Below are 18,554 nucleotides of genomic sequence, written 5' to 3'. Positions count from 1 at the left end.
CCGAGAGAAGGAAGGTGCCTTGAACCTGGTTTTCGAGTCGCAGTGGGTATGAGACGGCTGATCCTCGGTCTTGCGCTCTTTGGCTTTGCACTTCTGGTGGCCGATGTGTGCACCCGGGTCGATGATCCGTCGCTGCTCGGAGTCAATCCGTCGACGGATGCCTTCGAACCGCCCGAGCCACTTCCTCATTCCGAGTTGCGCAACGTCTTCTGGGGAGACTTGCACATCCACTCCAGCTATTCCTACGACGCGTACACCTTTGGCGTGCGCGCGATGCCCGATGACGCATACCGTTTCGCCAAGGGAGCTCGCATCGAACACGGGGCCGGCTACCCGGTGCAATTGTCGCAACCCCTCGACTTTGCGGCGGTGACCGATCACGCCGTGTATCTCGGCGTAGCCAGGCAGAAGGGGGATCGCGGCGACCGACCCCTGCACGAGATCCTGGCGACCGGCCAACCCTGGCGCATCACGCTGAACTATCTTCGCATCGTCCTGGGACGTCTGGCGAGCGTCGAGGCGCGCGAAGCTTCCTTTGGCGGAGAACCGGTCGGCGAGGTTTCGCTGAACGCCTGGCAGGACATCGTGACCACCGCGGAACGGCACAACGAACCCGGTCGCTTCACGACTTTCATCGCCTACGAGTGGACCTCGATGCCGAGGGCCGAAAACCTGCACCGCAACGTGATCTATCGCTCGAGTGCCGCGCCGAAGTTCCCGTTCAGTTCGCTCGATTCCGAAGACCCCGAAGATCTCTGGGCGGCGCTGGAGAATCAACGCCGCAAAGGCATGGAGACGCTCTCGATTCCACACAACGCAAATGTGAGCAATGGCCGGATGTATTCGCGGGTCCGCTTTGACGGCTCTCCCATGACGGCAGCCTATGCCGAGACTCGCATGAAGAACGAACCCATCAGCGAGATCCTTCAAGTAAAGGGTCAATCCGAGGTCCACCCGCTCCTCGCGAGCGACGACGAGTTCGCGGACTTCGAGATCTACGACCAGATCCTTTCGGCCGAAGGTACGTTCTCGCAGCCTCGCGGCAGCTATTCACGCGATGCCCTGAAGACCGGCCTCGAACTCTCGGCCCTCTACGCCTTCAATCCCTATCGCTTCGGTGTGATCGGCAGTAGCGATAGCCACAATGCCTCTTCTCCCGTCGAGGAGGGGCGCTATCACGGCAAGCTTCCACTTCAAGACGGCACGGCGGGATTGCGACTCGGACAGACGCTCTGGCTACCCGATCGTCAGAACCGAGGGGCACGCTGGAGTGCGATGGGCCTGGCGGCGGTCTGGGCCGAACAGAATACGCGGGAGTCGCTATTCGACGCCATGCGTCGCAAGGAAACCTACGCCATCTCCGGACCGCGAATCGTCGTGCGACTCTTCGGCGGCTGGCAGTTCGAACCGGCCCTGTTGCGCGATCCGGGATTCGTGGCCCAGGGTTATGCCCGGGGGGTTCCGATGGGTGGCATACTGCCGCCCCGCATCGGAGAGGCCGCTCCCCGGTTTGCGGTCGTCGCCCTCAAGGATCCGACGGGCGCGAATCTCGATCGCATCCAGATCGTCAAGGGCTGGCTCGACTCCGACGGAACGGCCCGCGAGCGCATCTTCGACATCGCCGCATCGGACGGGCGCCTGCCCGATCCGAAAACCCGGCGCGTTTCCCCCGTGGGCAATACCGTGAAGCTCGAAGACGCCACGTACAGCAATGAGATCGGTGCCGCACAACTCGAAGCCGTCTGGAGCGATCCGGATTTCGATGCCTCGGCCGAAGCGTTCTACTACGTGCGCGTGATCGAGATTCCGACACCGCGATGGTCGACCTATGACGCCGTGTTACTCGGTATCGAGCCGCCCGAACCGGCGACCCTGCAAGAACGGGCCATCACGTCTGCCATCTGGTACCAACCGACGCGCTGACGGGATCCTTTCGGACACCCGGGGCGCGCCTGAAGTCCGGCAGCGAGTCGGCCTATCGTGGCGATTCAGGCGTGGATAGCGGGCACCCTCTGGCTCCAGCGCACATCGTCCTCCAGTTGGGCAGCCAGACGAATCAGCAGGTCTTCGCGCTCGGTTCCTCCGATCAACTGCACGCCAATCGGCAGGCCTTTGGCGTTCTGGAATAGCGGAAGGGACATCGCGGGTTGCCCTGTGATGTTGAACGGAACGCAGAAACCGAGAAGTGCACCACTGCGCATGAACGCATCGAGTGGTTTGGCGGGATCGGGCAAGATTTCCCCAACGAGCGGGGAGGGCGCCGTGATCGTCGGCGTGACCAGTACATCGAAGCTCGACCACCAGGCCAGCATCTCGCGCCGGAACAGATTGTACGCCTCGATGGCAGCGAGATACTGAGTCGCCGAAATCGTCTTGCCCATTTCACTGACCAGCCAGTTGTCAGAGTCGACATCTCCTTGATCGAGTGTGCGGCCGATTGCCTGGCCCATGTTTTCCATATCGCGCGCCTGGCTGGAGCTGATCACATTCAAGACGTGTGGAAGCAGCGCGTCCGTGAATAGGTTTTCCGGGTAGGCAATCTCGACCTTGTGCCCGAGAGCTTCGAGTCGGCGCCCCGTGTCCTTCATCGCCGCGTCACAGTCCGGATGCAGTGGGCCGTCCGTCTGGCGATCGACGATGCCGATGCGCAGTTTGCCCGGATCCGCACCGACTTCGCTCTTGTAAGGTGTGGCAGGTGACGCCACCGCATAGGGATCTCCGGGCATTCCTCCCTGAACCGCGTCGAGCAACGCGGCGCAGTCGCGCACACTGCGCGTGACCGCGAATTCGTAGACCATTCCGGCCCAGCCCTCGGCCCCATCCGGTCCGAGCGAGACCCGACCGCGCGAGGGCTTCAGCCCCACGAGTCCGCACTGGCTCGCGGGATTTCGAATCGAACCACCGCCGTCGCTCGCATGTGCGAACGGAACGATTCCCGCAGCCGTGGCGGAGGCCGCGCCACCGCTCGAACCACCGGAGGCGTGGTCCGCATTCCACGGATTGCGCGTGGCCCCATAGGCGTCGGGTTCGGTGATCGACCAGGCTCCCAGTTCGGGGACATTGGTTCGTCCCACCGTGACCAGTCCTGCCGCATCGAACTTCTCGACCAGGTAGGAAGTGTTTGCAGCACAGAATCCGGCGTCCTTGAGGAAGCGCGTGCCCCAATGGATCGGGTCTCCGGCTCGAGCGCCAGAGCCGAGGTCCTTCAAGAGAAACGGCACACCGCGAAACGGACCGTCGGGAAGTTCGCCGCGCGATTGCTCGATCGCGCGATCAAAATGTCTGTGGATCACGGCATTGAGCTGTGGATTCAGTCGTTCGATCCGCGCGATCGCCGCTTCGACCAGTTCCACTGGCTTGACCTGTCCTGAAGCCACGGCTTCGGCTTGTCCCGTGGCATCGACCTTCGCCCACTCGTCCTGCATCTCTCATCTCCCTGTACGAATTCCCGGCCCGGGATACTCCTCGGGCGTTCCTGTCCGACGCAATTCCAACCCTAGCACGGGCCGTCCGGGACAAGCTCTGTTTACACAGGGGAAGACTCCGAATAGGATGGGCGGATGGCCATTTTCGACTACACCTCTCGAGGCTTCGATGTGCGCGCCGAGATCGCGCAGATTCACCGGACGAGTTGGAGCAGCATTGCGCGCGCCGGTTCCCAGTGGACCGGCTTCCAGCGCGTCGAAATTGCGCGCCAGGCTCGCGCCACGCGTGCTGCGCGAAACGAACCACCCTGGCTGCGCAAGGGACTCCCCGAGGCCGAGGAGTGCCTTAGCGACGAAGCCGTGGACGCCGCCCGCACGATTGCCGCCGATGCTCGCAAGATCGATCGCGACTGGGCGGCTGCAAAGATCGCCGCACTGGGCGAGGCCGCCTATGTCGAACTCGGTGCGATCGTCGCCACCGTGAGTGCAATCGATGCGTTCGCCGAAGCACTGGGTATCGCGCACGAAGCCCTTCCCGAACCGGTTGCGGGAGATCCAGACGGTGCAGTCCTGGACACGGCTGTGGATGCGGGCGCCTATGTTCACATGATGGATCCGTGGACGGGTCCCAACGTCGGGCGCGCACTGAGCCTGGTTCCGGAAGCCAATAGTCTTTTCATGGCCAATGTCATGGCGATGTACAGCAGCACCGGCGGAACCTTCTTCGATCTGGTCTGGGACGGCCCGCTATCACGCCCCCAGGCGGAACTACTCGCGTCGCGCGTAGCGGCCGTGAACGAGTGTTTCTACTGAACCACCTCGCACGTACTGCTGCTCCGTGAGAGCAGCGCGAAGATCGAGCAGAGCGTCGCCCTCGAGGCCACCGTGGGACAGGCCGGCGGTGGCGGCCTCGAGCACGGCGAGCAACTGGTGCGCTTTGGTGAGGCGATCACGCGCGGAAATGAAGATGCAGATGAAGCGCGAAGCGCTCTGCGTGCGGTCCTCGGTGAACACGGCTTCTTGGAAGCTGCGGGTATCGTGGGCATCTTCAACGGTCTCGTGCGTACCGCAGACCTGAGCGGCATCCCCATTGACGAAGGCACCCTGCACGGCTCGGCGAGCTTCGTTCAGGATCTGGGACTCGACGATTTCGCCGGTGCGGCCAATACCGATCTGGAAAGGGCTGACCCGACGGCTGAGCGCGGCCACCTGCTGGGCGCAATCGAAACCTCCTGACGGACCGCCGCGAACCTCGCAATCGTCTTTCGGAGTTGACGCCTAATTCGCGGCGAGTTCCGAATCGATCATCTTCTTGAGGTCCACGAGGCTGAGTCGAACGAGTGGCTTCTGGTTGACGAAGAAAGATGGAGTACCGGAGACCCCGAGCCTTTCGCCGTCGATTCGGTCGGTCGCGACCAGTCGCTTGTGGGTGCCGCTTTCGATCGATTGCACGAACGCGTTCATGTCCAGGCCGATTTCACGGGCGTAGCCGGGAATCAGTTCGGGCTTGGGCGCGTGATGGTCGCCCCAGGCCGGTTGATGTTCGAACAAGGTGTCGAGCATTTCCCAGTAGCGGTCTTGCGCCCCCGCAGCTTCCAGTGCACCGGCTGCGTAGACGGAGTTCGGATGGTACGGCATGTAACGCATCACGAGCCTCACTCGGCCGGAGTAGCCTGAGATCAACTGCTTGACCGGTGCGTGAGCCTTCCGACACGCCTCGCACTCCGGATCGAAGAACTCGACGACCGTGACCTCCGCATCTGCGGGCCCGATGAAGCGGCTATGGGGCCGGACGAAAACCGCAGGATCGCTCGTCGCCTGTTTCCGTACCTGCTCGGATCGCTCCTGATCTTGGCTTCGAGAGTAGATCGCGGCGGCGATTCCAAAGGCCGCGAGAAGTGCAATGGCGATCGCTCCCAGTCTGTAGACGTCTTTCATTGACTCGCTTTCGGCTGCGTTCGCTGGTGGGCGACAAGACTACCCAGGATCGCCAAGAATGCGACCAGAGACATCATGGGGATGCTCGCGAAACCCAGAAATTCGATCTGTTGCTCAGAACACGAGACGCCGCCGGTGCATGGGCTGAGCGCCTCGTCGATCAAACCGAGTTGGAGAAGATTGTGGTAGGTCGAGATCACCAGACCGGCGATCACCAGGGGCAGGGCGTAGGCGCTGATCCTCTGGTCGCGCAAAGCGATGCCGACCGCGAGCACAGCGGTCAGCGGAAACAGGCAGATGCGCTGGTACCAACACAGCGTGCAGGGCGGCAGCTTCATGATCTCGCCGAAGAACAAGCTGCCCAGCATCGCAACCAGGGCAAACCCGAACGCCGCATAGGCGAAGCCAAACGGGGGCGGGTCGCGATCGCTTGACTGTGCAGCGTTGCTCGTCATCGCTCGGGATTCCTCGGGGGTCGCTCGTGAATGCGCGACCTGGCCAGCGGCATGCAGAGTCGCCCTATTCCAGGTGAGTCCAGCTCGTGTGGCCTCGCTTCAGCAGGCGCGCGCTCGAGGCATAGCACGACTTGGAAACGAAGGGCTTCACCTCTTTGGCGCGGGTGCGACACAGATCGGCTTTCAGTTCGCGCGCGGCCACGACTTCCGGATCGTCCCCCGGTGCGAGCGCGATCAGGTCGATGACGTGCAGCGCCAGTTGCGTTTCACCGGAATCCGCCAGAGAGCGGGCTCGGACTAGCACGGCCTCGCGATCGACAATCGCCGAAAGGACCGCGCTGGCGGCCTCCGGTCGGGGCGCCGGGTGCAGATGCGTCGGATTTCGATCCCACCAGCCGTTCTCTTCGCGATACAGATCGCGAACGATGTACTCCGGAGCGCCGTAGATTGGCATCATCCAGGGGTGATCGAAGTGTTCAGCCGGAAAGTTCATGTCTGCCAGGATCTCGCTCTCGTCCATGCCCCGGTTCATGCGTCCCACAACCTCGTCGCGCAGCCAGTGCAGCGCGGCCGACATCGCCTCGAGCTGTTCGCGGACGGCTCGCGCTCCTTCGACCATTGGGCCGAATTCGGTCATCAGGCGTTCGGCGCCCAGGGCGGCCAGTCGATCGAGCGAATCGGCCCAGCGAATCGTGAAGCGCTGGGTTCGCAGCGGCGTGCCGATGTTGGGAATCGAGAGTCCCGGCGTCGCCGCACCACCGCACAACAGGCCATCGTCGGGGAGCCAGAGCGCCAATGCGTCGTCGACTTCCGACGGTGCCCAGATCAACTCCACGCGTCGACGGCCTCCCACTAGCGTCATCGTGTCGGCAAAGGTCTCGGTGGGATCGAAGAGTTTGAAGCCCGGTGCGAACAGCTCGATGGAAAGACCCTTGCGCCCGGGAAACTGGACCGCGGCCATGCGCCGTTGCAACTCCTCGGTTTCGCGATAGCGGGCGTAGCGCTTGGGCAGGTTCTCGTGTGCGACCAGTCGCAGGGGCGGGTCGCCGCGTTCGGCGTTGTGCTTCTGCCAGATATCGACTGTCGAGTTGTAGCCGTTGTGCCCGTGGGAATAGACGATCGCGTGAACCGGCTGCTCGGTGTGTTCGCGCAGGGCCGTGAGCATGCCTCTGACGTGCAGGGGACCGCTGACGTCGATCACGATGACTCCCGCATCGCTCTCGATCGCGAGTGAATTTCCTTGACCCGGGAGTACGAAGAGCCCGGAACCCAGTTCCTTCCCCGCCAGGGCACCAACGAGGATATTTTGATCGTCTGCCATGACGATCAGTATACGGGTTCCGGGTGCTCCTCAGGGTCCGGTCGGACTCAGTCGTCGTGAGCCCTGCCCGATCTGAGGTCGTGCTCGAGCCACTCGCGGGCACTTTCCCGGGTCTCTTGCCACGAGCCCAGCGGTGCGCCGTGATCCAGCAGATACAGCGCAGTCTTCGCGTGCTTGTTCTGCACCGCGCAGGTCAGCGCCGTTTCGCCGGTCCGGGTCACCGGGCTCAGATCCGCACCGGCTCCGACCAATACCTCGATCGCTTCGAGTTGGCCGGCGCGGGCGGCGTCCATCACACAGGTGTGACCGTTGGAGCGAGTCGCATTCACATTGGCGCCGTGCCCGGTCACGTAGCGCACGACGTCGACTCTGCCATGCCGCGCGGCGATACCGAGCGCGGTGTAGTCGGATGCGCTCTGCTGTTCGAGATCGCATCCGTCCTCGACCAGGCGCTGGACGGTAGCGAGATCGCCGGTCTTGGCCGCCGCCGTGAGTTCAGTATTGCCGTCTAGATCCGCTTCAGTTCCCATGGAGACCACTTCCTCCCAGTGAATTTGGACCAACTCCATTTTCGCATATCCGAGCGGTTCAATCAGGAGTTTTTCGCTTCAGAAGTGCAGCGCGGCTTGTAAATAGGCAAAGGTGGAACGATCCACCCCATTGGAATTGGGCGCATCATCCATGAACTCACCGGCGAAAAGCCAGGCGGCCCCGGCTTCGATGCGCAGATTTCCGGGTAATGCGTCCCATCGCACCCGCAGCTCGATCTGGGATGCGATGAAGTCTCCCGAGTCCCCGGCCGGATCGACAACGCCGCTCGCGACCCAGGCATCGTTGTCGGAAGCCAGCCAGAAACCGCGAATGCTGACCATGCCGGCGAGATCGGCGCACGGCTTTGCGCTCAGGCGCAACCCCGGCGTGCTGAGATTGGCACGCGCAAACGGCCCGTAGATGCCGGTCGGACCGAAGTCGAAGCGTCGGGCGCCGAAGAGCGTGTCGAAGCGCTCGTTGTCCGTGTCGCCGGGTGACGCGTCACCGCTGGCGTAGTCGTACTGAGCGACCAGGCGAGGAGACCCCGGCGAGTCGAAGCTGTAACCGATTTCGGCGTGATGGAAGTGCGCTTTGTGCTCGAGTTCGATCGCGCTGAGAGTCGAAGACCGCGAATGGCCGAACTGGAAGACCGACTCAAACTGATAATCCCAGGCCGCGCTCTCGGCGGGGCGCCAGATGCGGAATCCAGGTGTGTACAACTCGCGATTTCGAGTCGAACGATCGCTGTCGTCCTGTTCGTGCAGACCGAAGACGAAGAACTCGGCGCGATCCTTCCACGTCAGTTCCGTACGCGCGTATGCGCCCCAGAAGATCACGTCGAGATTCTCGCGATCTGCTCGGGCATCGTTCGCGCGAAGTTCTGCGCTCGAACCGGGACGCCTCTGCACGGGCAGGGTGTAGAAGCCGCGCAAGGTGTGCGGGCCGCGCCTCCACACAAGGTCGAGACCGGTGAACGCGTTGATCGTATTGCGGAAACGGTTGCGGGCAACGAGTCGTCGATCCCCGACATCCATCGTCATACGCCCGAGTCGGGCGCTCGTGTGGCCCTTGAACGGACCCTTGAGGTTCAGTTCCAGATTGATCTGCAACCAATCGGTGGTATTGACGATTCCGGAGGTGACAGGAGTACTGGCATCGTCTTGCCCGGCGCGCGAGTCCATGAACTCGACCACCAGTTGAAGTGGCTCGGCGAGTTGCAGTCGAGCCTTGAGAATCGTGCGCGCGACCAGGATCTGGTCATCTCCGCGCCGGCCGATGCGAAAGCGGTCGCTGAGCGTTTCGATGCGGGTGCGGTGCTCGCCCGAGAGTTCCAGACCCGAGAGCACTTCGCCGAGGCGCCACGGTTCGTCCGCGAAGCTCGAGCACGGAATCAGCGCGGCCAACGCGCACGCGACCGCGCAGATCCAACTCCAGCCGCCCCGCATTTCCACCCCTCATTACCCGCCGCTTCTCAGCCGTGCAGGCTCTGCGGGTGGATCATACAGAAGTTCGCTTCGCGAGTTCCCGCTCATCCACGGCTCGAAAATCAGTCCGGGACTTCATCTCCGTCGTATTGCGGAAGCCCGTCGCTCACCTCGAACCACTTCGCCTTTTCCGCCACGTTGAAGTGAGCCGAAGAGCGATGCACGGGGTCCTGGTCGATCAACCCGAGTCGCATGCTCAGCCAGTCTGGTAGGGAAGTGTGTCGGGCGTAGATCGGAGAACCGCAGACGCGACAGAAGGCGCGGAATTTTCCTGCTGAAGACTCGTATTCGCCAAGCGAGTTCCGCTCGGACCGCAAGTGGAGGTTCTGCGCGCGAACGGGTGTGTTCGCTGTGAATGCTGTCCCGCTCGCCCTCCGGCACGACGTGCAGTGGCAGTACGCGAAGGGCCCGAGTTCAGCGTCGATCTCGTAGCGGATGGCTCCGCACAAACAGCGGCCCGTAAACATGGGTGCGAGCATACACGATGTCTTCGAAGAGGCATTCTGGCGACGCTGATGGACCTCGCGGAGACCTGATAGGATTGCGATTGAAACCGACCCCAGGAGGATCCATGAAACTCTACACCGGGATGGGCCCCAACCCCCGCGTCGTCAATATCTTTGCCAAGGAAAAGGGTCTCGAGATTCCCTCCGAGACCGTCGACCTGATGGCCGGCCAGAATCGCCAGGAAGCCCATCTGAAGCGAAATCCCGCGGGTCAGCTACCCAGTCTTGAACTGGACGACGGGCGCTTCATTTCCGAGATCATCCCGATCTGCGAGTACCTGGAAGAACTCCAGCCGGAGCCGAGCTTGATCGGCACCAGTGCCGAGGAGCGAGCCACAACGCGTATGTGGGTGAGGCGCCTCGATCTGAACATCGTCGAGAACCTGGCCAACGGCTTCCGGTTTTCGGAGGGCATGGGCCTGTTCAAGGACCGCATCCACACGATCCCGCAGGCCGCGGATGACCTGAAGGCCATCGCGCAGGAGAAGCTCGCCTGGCTCGATGACTTGATGGGCGACAACGCCTTCATCACAGGCAAGAACTTCACACTGGCCGACATCCTGTTGTTCGGATTCCTGGAATTCGGCGCATCCGTCGGACAACCCCTCGACGGGAACCTGGGCTGGATCAAAGCCTGGTACGAGCGAGTGGCCGCACGACCTGGAGTGTCGGCGGGATAGCATCCGGGTTTGATTCGACGCTCTGGCTCACCCGGAATCCGGGTGAGCCAGAGTCATCGTTCAGAGTTCCTTGTCCGCGATCAGAGCCCCTTGTTCGGGTTGATCAGGTACTTCTCTCCGGTCGCCTGACGACCGTAGGTCTCCATCGAGTCCCGCTGAAGCACTTCGGCCAGCGAGACCTCGCGCGTGTAGTGACTGGCAAAAGTGGTCTTGATCTCGGCGGCTACGCGTTCTCTGAGTTGCTGAGCGCGCTCTTGCCCGATGCGCTGCAGGAAGGGCGGTAGCAACCAGCCACCAATGCCCCAGGCCATGCCAAAGCTCCGGTCGAGTTGGGTCGGCGTGCGATCGAGACCTCCGTAGATATAGACCTGCTTGTGTGTCGTCGATCCGTAGCGGCTGTACTCCTCGGCACCCATGCTCGCGGCGGCTTCCATGCAGGTGAGAATCCGGCTCGTGAGTCTCCCGCCCCCCGTCGCGTCGAAGGCGATCGTGGCTCCCGTCGCAGCGAGCGCTTCGGTCAGCTCTTCTGAGAACTTCGGATCGCTCGAGTTGCAGACGTATTTTGCTCCCAGATCTCGCAACAGGTCGACCTGTTCCTGCTTGCGCACGATATTGACCAGTTCAACGCCGTCCGCGATGCAGATCTTGTTCAGCATCTGGCCGAGGTTCGATGCCGCCGCCGTGTGCACCAGGGCTTTGTGCCCTTCGAGTTTCATGGTTTCGACCATGCCCAACGCGGTCAGCGGGTTCACGAAGCACGATGCGCCTTCAGCCGGTGTCGTCCCGTCTGGCAGGGCCAGGCACATGAATACGGGTACGCAGCGAAACTGGGAGTAGGTTGCACCGCCCAGGATTGCGACGGTCTTCCCGAGCAACGCCTTCGCGGCAGCAGAGCTTCCCGTCTCGACGACGACTCCAGCGCCTTCGTTTCCGACCGGCAGGGACTGATCGACCCGCCCCGCCATCGCCTTCATCAGCTTTTCCGGAACATCCGCTGTCACGACGGGCCGCTCGGCACTTCCGCCAAACTGGGCAGTCGTCATGTCTGCGGTGCCGAAAAGCAGGCCGAGATCGGACGGATTGATCGGCGCGGCTTCGATGCGCACGAGCACATCGTTCTCGCCTGGCTCTGGGGCGGTACCCTCGGCCAACGAGAGTTCGAGCTGGCCATTGCTGCGGATCTGGGAGCGGAGCTGGAGCGAACTGGGCGACATCATTTTCCTCCTTCTGTTCGCGTCGAGCATCGCACGAATGGACTCGAGGCGTCAGTACTCCGTTCTTGAACTCGGCATCGATTGCCTCGCACGGCTTCCGTTGTCGACCCAATACCGGGAATTCAGTCGTCCTCGACCGGTCCCGTGGGAAGATTTCGAGCGTGCACAAGGACGAAGAAAACGGGCATGAGGATGAGTGTGACCAGTGAGATCGTCACGACGCCGCCTACCATTGGAGTGGCAATACGGCGCATGGTCTCTGAACCCGTTCCTGCTCCCCACATGATCGGAAGCAAGCCGATTGCGTCGGAGGCCACCGTCATCAACAAGGGCCGGGCTCGGTAGGTCGCACCCTCGATCGTGGCACGCCACAGGTCCTGCACTGTTCGAAGAGCGCCCGAATCCAGAGCGCGATCGCGGGCCTGGTTCAAGAAGAGCAGCATGATCACGCCCGTCTCGGCTGTGAGCCCGGCCAGTGCCAGGAATCCCGCGCCGACGGCAACACTGAAGTCGTAGTCGAGCACCCAGAGCAGCAAGACTCCCCCCACGAGCGCAAACGGCAGGCAGGACATTACGAGCAGCGCATCGCGAGTGTTCCTGAAGACCACATAGAGCAGGAAGAAGATCACTCCTAGAGTTGCGGGGACGATCAGGGCAAGGCGATTCCGGGCGCGTTCCAGATACTCGTATTGACCGCTCCACTCCAGGGTATAGCCGGACGGCAGATCGAGACGGTCTCGAAGCACCTCGCGCGAGTCTCGCACATAGGTGCCGATGTCGATTCCATCCAGACTGATGAAAACCCAGGCACTGGGTCGCGCGTTCTCGGTCTTGATCGCCGGAGGACCTTTCACGAAGCTGAGCGAAGCGAGCTGTTCAAGGGGCACCTGTGCGCGACCCGGAGTCGAGACGAGGACGCGCCGCAGGGATGCGAGGTCGTCCCGAAGCTCTCGGCTGTAGCGCAGATTGACGGGGTAGCGTTCCAGGCCTTCGACCGTCTGCGTGATGTTCAGGCCGCCGACCGCCGTCTGGATGACGTCCTGGACGTCACGTACGGTAATTCCGTAGCGGGCGATCTGTTCACGATCGATGTCGATATCCAGATAGTTTCCAGCGAAAACCCGCTCCGCGTAGACGCTCTGTGTACCGGGAACCTCGCGCAGGATCGCCTCGACGTGTTCTCCGAGTTCTTCGAGAACCGAGAGATCGGGGCCGGAAATCTTGATGCCGAGGGCGGTCTTGATTCCGGTCGAAAGCATGTCGATGCGTGTCTTGATCGGCATCGTCCAGGCATTGCTCAGCCCCGGGAATCGGATCATTCCGTCGAGTTCCGCGACCAGCTTTTCTGGCGTCATGCCGGGCCGCCAGGCGCTTCGAGGTTTCAATGTGATGGTCGTTTCGATCATGCTCAGCGGCGCCGGATCCGTCGCGGTTTCAGCCCTTCCGACCTTGCCAAACACGCGCTCGACCTCGGGTACCGAGGCGATGATCCGGTCCGTCTGTTGAAGCAGTTCTCGGGCTTTTGCGATGGAGATTCCAGGGAGCGTGGTCGGCATGTAGAGCAGATCGCCTTCATCCAATGGGGGCATGAACTCAGAACCGATGTGCTCGAGTGGATAGACGCTCGCGAGAAGCGCGAAACCGGCGATCGTCACCACGGTGAAACGATGTCGAAGGGCCGCGCTGAGGGCAGGTCGATAGATCCACAGGATCAAACGGTTCAACGGGTTGCGCCGCTCTGGCAGGATCGTGCCTCGAACCAACCACATCATCAATGCGGGAACGACCGTGATGGAAAGAAGCGCGGCGCCGAGCATCGCATAGGTCTTCGTGAACGCCAGTGGTTTGAACAAACGCCCTTCCTGGGCTTCGAGGGCAAAGATCGGCAGGAATGAAATCGAGACGATCAACAGGGAAGCGAACAATGAGGGGCCGACTTCCACGGCTGCGTCGATCAGGATCTCGCGCCGTGGCTTTTGACCGCTGTCGCGTTCGAGGTGCTTATGAGCGTTCTCGACCATGACGATTCCCGCATCGATCATCGTGCCGATGGCAATCGCGATGCCGCCGAGCGACATGATGTTGGCGTTGATGCCCTGGTGGAACATCACGATGAAGGAGAAGAGAATGCCGAGGGGCAGAATCAGGATCGCCACAAGCGCACTTCGCATGTGCATGAGAAAGACCGCGCAGATCAGGGCGACGATGAGGGCCTGCTCCAACAGTTTCTCGCCGAGATTCTCCACCGCGCGTTCGATGAGCGGCCCGCGATCGTAGACCGGAACGATTTCCACACCGGGCGGGAGACTCGTCTCGACCTCGGCGAGTTTCTCTTTGACCTTTCGGATGGTCTCGAGTGCGTTCTCTCCGTAACGCATGATGACCACTCCCGCGGCGACCTCTCCTTCACCGTCCAGATCAGTGAGGCCGCGGCGCATCTCCGGGCCGATCGACACCGTCGCGATGTTCCGCAGCAAGATCGGCGTTCCGGACTCATCGGCACCTACGGCGATCTGTTCCAGGTCGCGGGTCGATCGGACGAAACCCTGGCTGCGCACCATGAACTCCGTCTCCGCCTGTTCGAAAAGCCGTCCGCCCACTTCGCTATTGCTGCGCTCAATCGCGCGGCGAACGTGGCTGAGCGAAAGCCCGTAGGCCGCGAGCGGGTTCGGGTCTACTTCGACCTGGTACTGGCGCACATGACCGCCGACGCTTGCCACTTCTGCGACACCGGGAACGGTCTGAAGGGCGTAACGGAGGTGCCAGTCCTGGATGGAGCGAAGCTCGGCCAGATCGTGTCTGCCGGTACGGTCGACCAGAGCGTATTCATAGATCCAGCCGACACCCGTGGCATCCGGGCCCAGTGTCGGCGTGACCCCGGCGGGCAAGCGCCCGGAGACGGTATTCAGCAATTCGAGCACACGGCTTCTCGCCCAGTAGAGATCCGTACCATCCTCGAAGATGACGTAGACGAAAGATGTGCCGAAGAACGAGTAGCCGCGAACGGTCTTGGCTCCGGGAACGGCAAGCAACGCCGTCGAGAGCGGATAGCTGATCTGGTCCTCGACGACGCGTGGCGCCTGGCCTGGATATTCCGTGAGTACGATGACCTGGACGTCCGAGAGGTCGGGAATCGCATCGAGCGGAGTGTGGAAGACTGCATAGGCACCCCAGGCCAGCAGTGCAGCCACGCCGAGCGCAACCATGACGGGGTTGTTGGCGGAGGCCTCGACGATGCGGCGGAGCACGACGTCTACTCCATGTCTCGGCTGCCGGAATCCCGACCATCCGAGTCCAGTGCTGAGTCTGCGTTCTCGCCGGCTCCGGCGGCCCGGAGTTTCCGGACCGCTTCTCGGAGTTTGCTCTCGCTATCGATGAGGAACTGACTGGAGATGACGATGTCTTCGCCCGATCGTAGACCGGAACGAACTTCGAACCAGCCATCTCCCGTGTCGAGTCCGAGTTGGATGTCTCGCGGTTCGAAACGTCCCTCGCCCAGCGAAACGACGGCGATCGCCCGGGTTCCCGAACGGATGATGGCATCGGTCGGGACAGCGATCACATCCGAATGAGGTGCACCCGTGATCACCGTATTGCCGAACATTTCCGGTTTGAGTTTGCCGTCCTTGTTATCGAGTTCGAAGCGCACTTCCGCCGTGCGAGTCTTCGCATCGAGAAATGGAGCGATGTAGCTGAGTTCGCCGCGCATCCACTCTCCGGGCAATGAACGCAGTTCGATCGCCGCTTGCTGGCCGAGCGCAAGCCACGGAAGTTCGTACTCGTAGATGTCCGCAAGCACCCAGACACGAGACAGATCGGCAATCGTATAGAGGTTCAGGTTTGGCCTGACCTCCATTCCCGAGCGCACACCGAGTTGAGTCACGACGCCCGAAGCCGGCGCGTAGAGGGTGAGGGTCCGTTTTACCTCGCCCGTCTCGAGAAGGCGTTGGATGTCGCGTTCGGGAACATCCCAGAGCGCAAGGCGTCGTTTCGTCGCCGCGAAAAGCGATTCACCTCCGCCTCGAACATCGTCGAAGGGACTGCCTTCCGTCGCGTCCCGATAGCGCGCGGCGAGCAGAAGCTCTTCCTGTGTTGCGACGAGTTCGGGTGAGTAGATCTCCAGAAGCGGCTCTCCACGCTTCACCGTCTGCCCGATGAAATCGATGAACAGCTTTTCGACCCAGCCCTGCACCTTCGTGTGCACGTGGGCGACGCGACGCTCGTCATACGCGATGCGGCCCACGGCACGCACCGAGCGCGCGAGGTCCCTCCGTTCGATTGTGAGGGTCTTCACGCCGATGTTCTGCACGGTAGCGGAATCGATGACGACACTGCGTCCGGGCGTCTCGCCGCTTCTGTCGGGACACTTCGGAACGAGGTCCATTCCCATGGGCGACTGCCCGGGTTCCTCCCGAATGAAAGTTGGGTCCATGGGAGCCACCCAGTAGAGCGGCGATGCGCCTCCGGGACACGGGCCTTGTGAGGTCGCACCGATGGCACTCTGATCGATCGGGGATTCCTTCGGGAACAAACCGCGCCCCCACCAGCCAGCGGCCAGGGCCAGGGGAAGCAAGACGAGCAGGAGAAGGAGTTGTCTCGCGTTCATCGCAGTTTCTCCCCGGCCGCAGACTCGAGCGCTGCGAAGGCCAGGCGTTTGTCGGCTCGCGTGCGAGCCAGGCGAAGTTCTGCACCCAGAAGCCTGACCTGACTATCGAGCAGACTCAGGAACCCGATTCGCCCGACTTTGTATCCCGAGCGACTCGATTCGAGGGATTGCTGTGCCTGTGGAACGAGTCCTGTCACGAGAAGAGCTTCTTCGGATGCAGCGCGGATCAGTTCCGCATGAGCGCGGCGGGTCTGGGATGCGAGCGCAGCGCGGGTAGCCCGATAGTCGGCTTCGGCACGGCGCAGAAGCGCTTTCTGTTCGGCTACCCGGGCGCGCCACTTCGAACGATTGACGGGAATGCGAAGAACGACTCCGGCGGAAAGAAAGTCGTCACCGTCTACCCTGTCTCCGGTGACGTTCGAACGCACTCGGTAGCCAATGCCCAGATCGACGTCGGGAAGCCCTTCGAGTTCGACCGCGCGCACCCGCGCACGGGCCGCTTCTACGCTGCGGCCCGCAGCGCGAAGCCGGGTGCTTCGTTCTTCGAGCGCGCCGAGAAGTGGCCGGAGCAGAGGTTCTTCGGTCGTCATCCTGAGTTCGGAGGTCCGCGAGAGCCGTGTAGTTGCGGGCAAGTCGAGGAGTTCGACCAGCCGGGACTCGGCTCGCTCGATCGCTTCCACACGACGCAGACGTTCGCGAAGCAATGCAGTCAGTTCGACCTGTGCGCGCAGCACGTCCTGTTGGAGACCGCTTCCGACGCGATACCTGGATTCTGCAGTCTCTGAAAGCTGCCGAAGCAGGCCGATGTTTCGACTCGTGATGTCGAGCGCTTGTTGGGCAAAACCGAGTTCAGCCCACGCCACTTCCACCGCACTATCGGTCAGGAATCCCTGATCCTCGACGAGCAGTGCAGAGGCCTGCGCGGCGCGCCTCGCCGCTTCTTCGCGCCGCGACAAAAGTCCGGGAACGGGGAGCTTCTGGCGCAACCTGAACTGGTGGCCCGATAGGGGCGTCGAGTGAAAGTCGAGGTCTCCCGTCGGAATATTGCTGGCCTCGTACGCGAGTCGGGGATCTTCCAGCGATCCGGCCGGTACGATGCGATGCCTCGCAGCAGAGGCTTGCGCGGCGACTCGCTGGAGTGTGGGATTCGCTTCGCGCGCTCGCTCGAGACACCAGGAAAGTGTCAGCGGTTTCGGAATCGCCGCACGGGTTGCTTCCGAATCAAACGATGTGGGTTTCTCGCCGCCTTCACTGGCCTGAGCCCAGGCTGAAAACGCTAGCAGCGGAAGCAGGGCGATGATCACGCCTGCTCCCACAGTGGTTCTGTTCTTCATTGCCGATCTCCCGAAGTCTCGATTCCGCTGCGCGAAGTTTCGACACAGCACCAGGGTTCCGTCGTGTCACGAGATCGCGCTGCGCCGACGGCTGATCCGTTCAGAGCGCAGCGGTGTCCTCGAAACGCGCAGAGCCGCGTGGGGACTTCGGGAAATCAGATGATGAGAATCGACTTGAGAAGAAGGATGTCGGGCGGTGGTATTCGCGCGACGTCGAGCCTGACGAACTCGCGATGGGCGGGTGGCGGAAGAGGGCGGAACACGACCGTGCTCGCGATCGCGGGCGTGGAGTCATTGCTGCGAGCGGTCGAAACCGTCTTGCCAGGTACCGCATCGAGTGTGGTGCAACAGGTGCACTCGGCGTCCGAATCCGACGGGTCTTGCGCCGGCTCGCCGGAATCGTGGCAAGCCGGTTCAGTTGAAGCGAGATCCTGGGCGACAAACGTTGCAGAGATGGAACTCGTGATCGCCAGACATGCAGAAGCGCAGACCGATCCCTGTAGCCCGATCAGGGCAATCAGGGAGATCATGAATCGCATTCGCGCTCGTCGGTTCACTTCTGCCGGTCTTTCCGTTGGCCTTCCCGTGCGCATTCAGAACGCATTCGGAAGGTCATCGTCTTTCAACTCACTCGTCGGTCATTTTCGCCGATGAGTTGATACCCTATGGGGGTATCCCAGGATACTCCTGGAGGCGACGGCCTGGCAAGAGAATATAGGCGAGGAGGCTCGAACATGAAGGAAGAAACTCGAAACAAAGCCTTGAATCGCCTCAGGAAAATCGCCGGGCAGGTGGAGGGGATCCAACGCATGCTGGCGGAGGATCGCTACTGTGTCGACGTATTGCATCAGGTGGCCGCCGTGGAAGGCGCACTCGATCGCGTGGGACATCTGGTCCTGTCGGCCCACGTCGAGACCTGCGTCGCTGGAGCCCTCGAAAGCGGAAAACCGCGCGAGAGAAAACAGAAACTCGACGAATTGATGGAGGTCTTCTCGCGCTTCGGACGGGTTCGGCCTTAGCGGGTGCTGAACAGGTCGCGATCGCGGGCATCGGCTCAAGA

Annotated in this window: 17 protein-coding genes; 5 read left to right on the top strand and 12 right to left on the bottom strand. The window is 62.1% G+C overall.

The window, feature by feature from the left end:
- Positions 1-48: 48 nt before the first annotated feature.
- Positions 49-1,923 (top strand): DUF3604 domain-containing protein, encoded by a 1,875-nt coding sequence (locus GY725_23995; GenBank protein MCP4007258.1) that lies wholly within the window; start codon positions 49-51, stop codon positions 1,921-1,923.
- A gap of 65 nt (positions 1,924-1,988) precedes the next feature.
- Here the strand turns inward: GY725_23995 and GY725_23990 are convergent, their stop codons facing one another.
- Positions 1,989-3,425 (bottom strand): amidase, encoded by a 1,437-nt coding sequence (locus GY725_23990; protein MCP4007257.1) that lies wholly within the window; start codon positions 3,423-3,425, stop codon positions 1,989-1,991.
- A 135-nt stretch (positions 3,426-3,560) separates the two neighbouring features.
- On the opposite strand from GY725_23990, the gene GY725_23985 reads away from it, so the two are divergent.
- On the top strand, positions 3,561-4,238 hold the full coding sequence (locus GY725_23985; protein ID MCP4007256.1) for a hypothetical protein: 678 nt from the start codon (positions 3,561-3,563) through the stop codon (positions 4,236-4,238).
- 72 nt (positions 4,239-4,310) lie between these two features.
- Positions 4,311-4,661, top strand: coding sequence for a hypothetical protein (locus tag GY725_23980; GenBank protein ID MCP4007255.1), 351 nt, complete (start codon positions 4,311-4,313; stop codon positions 4,659-4,661).
- Positions 4,662-4,703: 42 nt separating this feature from the next.
- Here GY725_23980 and GY725_23975 read toward each other — a convergent pair whose 3' ends face one another.
- The 6 genes from GY725_23975 to GY725_23950 form a co-directional block, all read right to left on the bottom strand.
- Positions 4,704-5,363: a thioredoxin domain-containing protein gene (locus GY725_23975; protein ID MCP4007254.1), complete on the bottom strand. Its 660-nt coding sequence runs from the start codon at positions 5,361-5,363 to the stop codon at positions 4,704-4,706.
- A complete protein-coding gene (locus tag GY725_23970) occupies positions 5,360-5,818 on the bottom strand; it encodes a disulfide bond formation protein B (protein ID MCP4007253.1) in 459 nt (152 codons plus the stop codon). The genes GY725_23975 and GY725_23970 overlap by 4 nt, the downstream gene beginning before the upstream one ends.
- Before the next feature lie 64 nt (positions 5,819-5,882).
- Complete coding sequence (locus tag GY725_23965) at positions 5,883-7,139, bottom strand: MBL fold metallo-hydrolase (protein ID MCP4007252.1); 1,257 nt, start codon at positions 7,137-7,139, stop codon at positions 5,883-5,885.
- 47 nt (positions 7,140-7,186) lie between these two features.
- On the bottom strand, positions 7,187-7,708 hold the full coding sequence (locus GY725_23960) for an ankyrin repeat domain-containing protein (GenBank protein MCP4007251.1): 522 nt from the start codon (positions 7,706-7,708) through the stop codon (positions 7,187-7,189).
- A 39-nt stretch (positions 7,709-7,747) separates the two neighbouring features.
- A complete protein-coding gene (locus tag GY725_23955) occupies positions 7,748-9,115 on the bottom strand; it encodes an alginate export family protein (protein ID MCP4007250.1) in 1,368 nt (455 codons plus the stop codon).
- A 101-nt stretch (positions 9,116-9,216) separates the two neighbouring features.
- Positions 9,217-9,633 carry a GFA family protein gene (locus tag GY725_23950; protein ID MCP4007249.1) on the bottom strand — a complete coding sequence of 139 codons (417 nt, stop codon included), beginning with the start codon at positions 9,631-9,633 and terminating at the stop codon, positions 9,217-9,219.
- Positions 9,634-9,725: 92 nt separating this feature from the next.
- Between GY725_23950 and GY725_23945 the strand changes: the two genes are divergently transcribed.
- Positions 9,726-10,340 carry a glutathione S-transferase family protein gene (locus GY725_23945; GenBank protein MCP4007248.1) on the top strand — a complete coding sequence of 205 codons (615 nt, stop codon included), beginning with the start codon at positions 9,726-9,728 and terminating at the stop codon, positions 10,338-10,340.
- Between the two features lie 80 nt (positions 10,341-10,420).
- Here the strand turns inward: GY725_23945 and GY725_23940 are convergent, their stop codons facing one another.
- From GY725_23940 to GY725_23920, 5 genes are all read right to left on the bottom strand, one after another.
- Positions 10,421-11,554 (bottom strand): zinc-binding dehydrogenase, encoded by a 1,134-nt coding sequence (locus tag GY725_23940; protein MCP4007247.1) that lies wholly within the window; start codon positions 11,552-11,554, stop codon positions 10,421-10,423.
- 122 nt (positions 11,555-11,676) lie between these two features.
- Positions 11,677-14,802, bottom strand: coding sequence for an efflux RND transporter permease subunit (locus tag GY725_23935; GenBank protein ID MCP4007246.1), 3,126 nt, complete (start codon positions 14,800-14,802; stop codon positions 11,677-11,679).
- A 5-nt stretch (positions 14,803-14,807) separates the two neighbouring features.
- On the bottom strand, positions 14,808-16,160 hold the full coding sequence (locus tag GY725_23930) for an efflux RND transporter periplasmic adaptor subunit (protein MCP4007245.1): 1,353 nt from the start codon (positions 16,158-16,160) through the stop codon (positions 14,808-14,810).
- Positions 16,157-17,494 (bottom strand): TolC family protein, encoded by a 1,338-nt coding sequence (locus GY725_23925; protein MCP4007244.1) that lies wholly within the window; start codon positions 17,492-17,494, stop codon positions 16,157-16,159. Before GY725_23925 ends, GY725_23930 begins: the two co-directional genes overlap by 4 nt.
- A 155-nt stretch (positions 17,495-17,649) precedes the next feature.
- The gene (locus tag GY725_23920) at positions 17,650-18,033 is read right to left on the bottom strand and encodes a hypothetical protein (GenBank protein ID MCP4007243.1); all 384 of its coding nucleotides are present in this window, start codon (positions 18,031-18,033) and stop codon (positions 17,650-17,652) included.
- Between the two features lie 195 nt (positions 18,034-18,228).
- Between GY725_23920 and GY725_23915 the strand changes: the two genes are divergently transcribed.
- Positions 18,229-18,513 carry a metal-sensitive transcriptional regulator gene (locus tag GY725_23915; protein MCP4007242.1) on the top strand — a complete coding sequence of 95 codons (285 nt, stop codon included), beginning with the start codon at positions 18,229-18,231 and terminating at the stop codon, positions 18,511-18,513.
- Positions 18,514-18,554: the final 41 nt, after the last annotated feature.

This window comes from bacterium, assembly GCA_024226335.1.
Classification (GTDB): domain Bacteria; phylum Myxococcota_A; class UBA9160; order SZUA-336; family SZUA-336; genus JAAELY01.
This window is presented reverse-complemented; position numbering and strand designations above follow the sequence as displayed.

Coding starts and splice junctions, on each gene's coding strand:
- GY725_23995 (MCP4007258.1), top strand. CDS start 49: ATGAGACGGCTGATCCTCGGTCTTGCGCTCTTTGGCTTTGCACTTCTG.
- GY725_23990 (MCP4007257.1), bottom strand. CDS start 3,425: ATGCAGGACGAGTGGGCGAAGGTCGATGCCACGGGACAAGCCGAAGCC.
- GY725_23985 (MCP4007256.1), top strand. CDS start 3,561: ATGGCCATTTTCGACTACACCTCTCGAGGCTTCGATGTGCGCGCCGAG.
- GY725_23975 (MCP4007254.1), bottom strand. CDS start 5,363: ATGAAAGACGTCTACAGACTGGGAGCGATCGCCATTGCACTTCTCGCG.
- GY725_23970 (MCP4007253.1), bottom strand. CDS start 5,818: ATGACGAGCAACGCTGCACAGTCAAGCGATCGCGACCCGCCCCCGTTT.
- GY725_23965 (MCP4007252.1), bottom strand. CDS start 7,139: ATGGCAGACGATCAAAATATCCTCGTTGGTGCCCTGGCGGGGAAGGAA.
- GY725_23960 (MCP4007251.1), bottom strand. CDS start 7,708: ATGGAGTTGGTCCAAATTCACTGGGAGGAAGTGGTCTCCATGGGAACT.
- GY725_23955 (MCP4007250.1), bottom strand. CDS start 9,115: ATGCGGGGCGGCTGGAGTTGGATCTGCGCGGTCGCGTGCGCGTTGGCC.
- GY725_23950 (MCP4007249.1), bottom strand. CDS start 9,633: ATGCTCGCACCCATGTTTACGGGCCGCTGTTTGTGCGGAGCCATCCGC.
- GY725_23945 (MCP4007248.1), top strand. CDS start 9,726: ATGAAACTCTACACCGGGATGGGCCCCAACCCCCGCGTCGTCAATATC.
- GY725_23940 (MCP4007247.1), bottom strand. CDS start 11,554: ATGTCGCCCAGTTCGCTCCAGCTCCGCTCCCAGATCCGCAGCAATGGC.
- GY725_23930 (MCP4007245.1), bottom strand. CDS start 16,160: ATGAACGCGAGACAACTCCTTCTCCTGCTCGTCTTGCTTCCCCTGGCC.
- GY725_23925 (MCP4007244.1), bottom strand. CDS start 17,494: ATGAAGAACAGAACCACTGTGGGAGCAGGCGTGATCATCGCCCTGCTT.
- GY725_23920 (MCP4007243.1), bottom strand. CDS start 18,033: ATGCGATTCATGATCTCCCTGATTGCCCTGATCGGGCTACAGGGATCG.
- GY725_23915 (MCP4007242.1), top strand. CDS start 18,229: ATGAAGGAAGAAACTCGAAACAAAGCCTTGAATCGCCTCAGGAAAATC.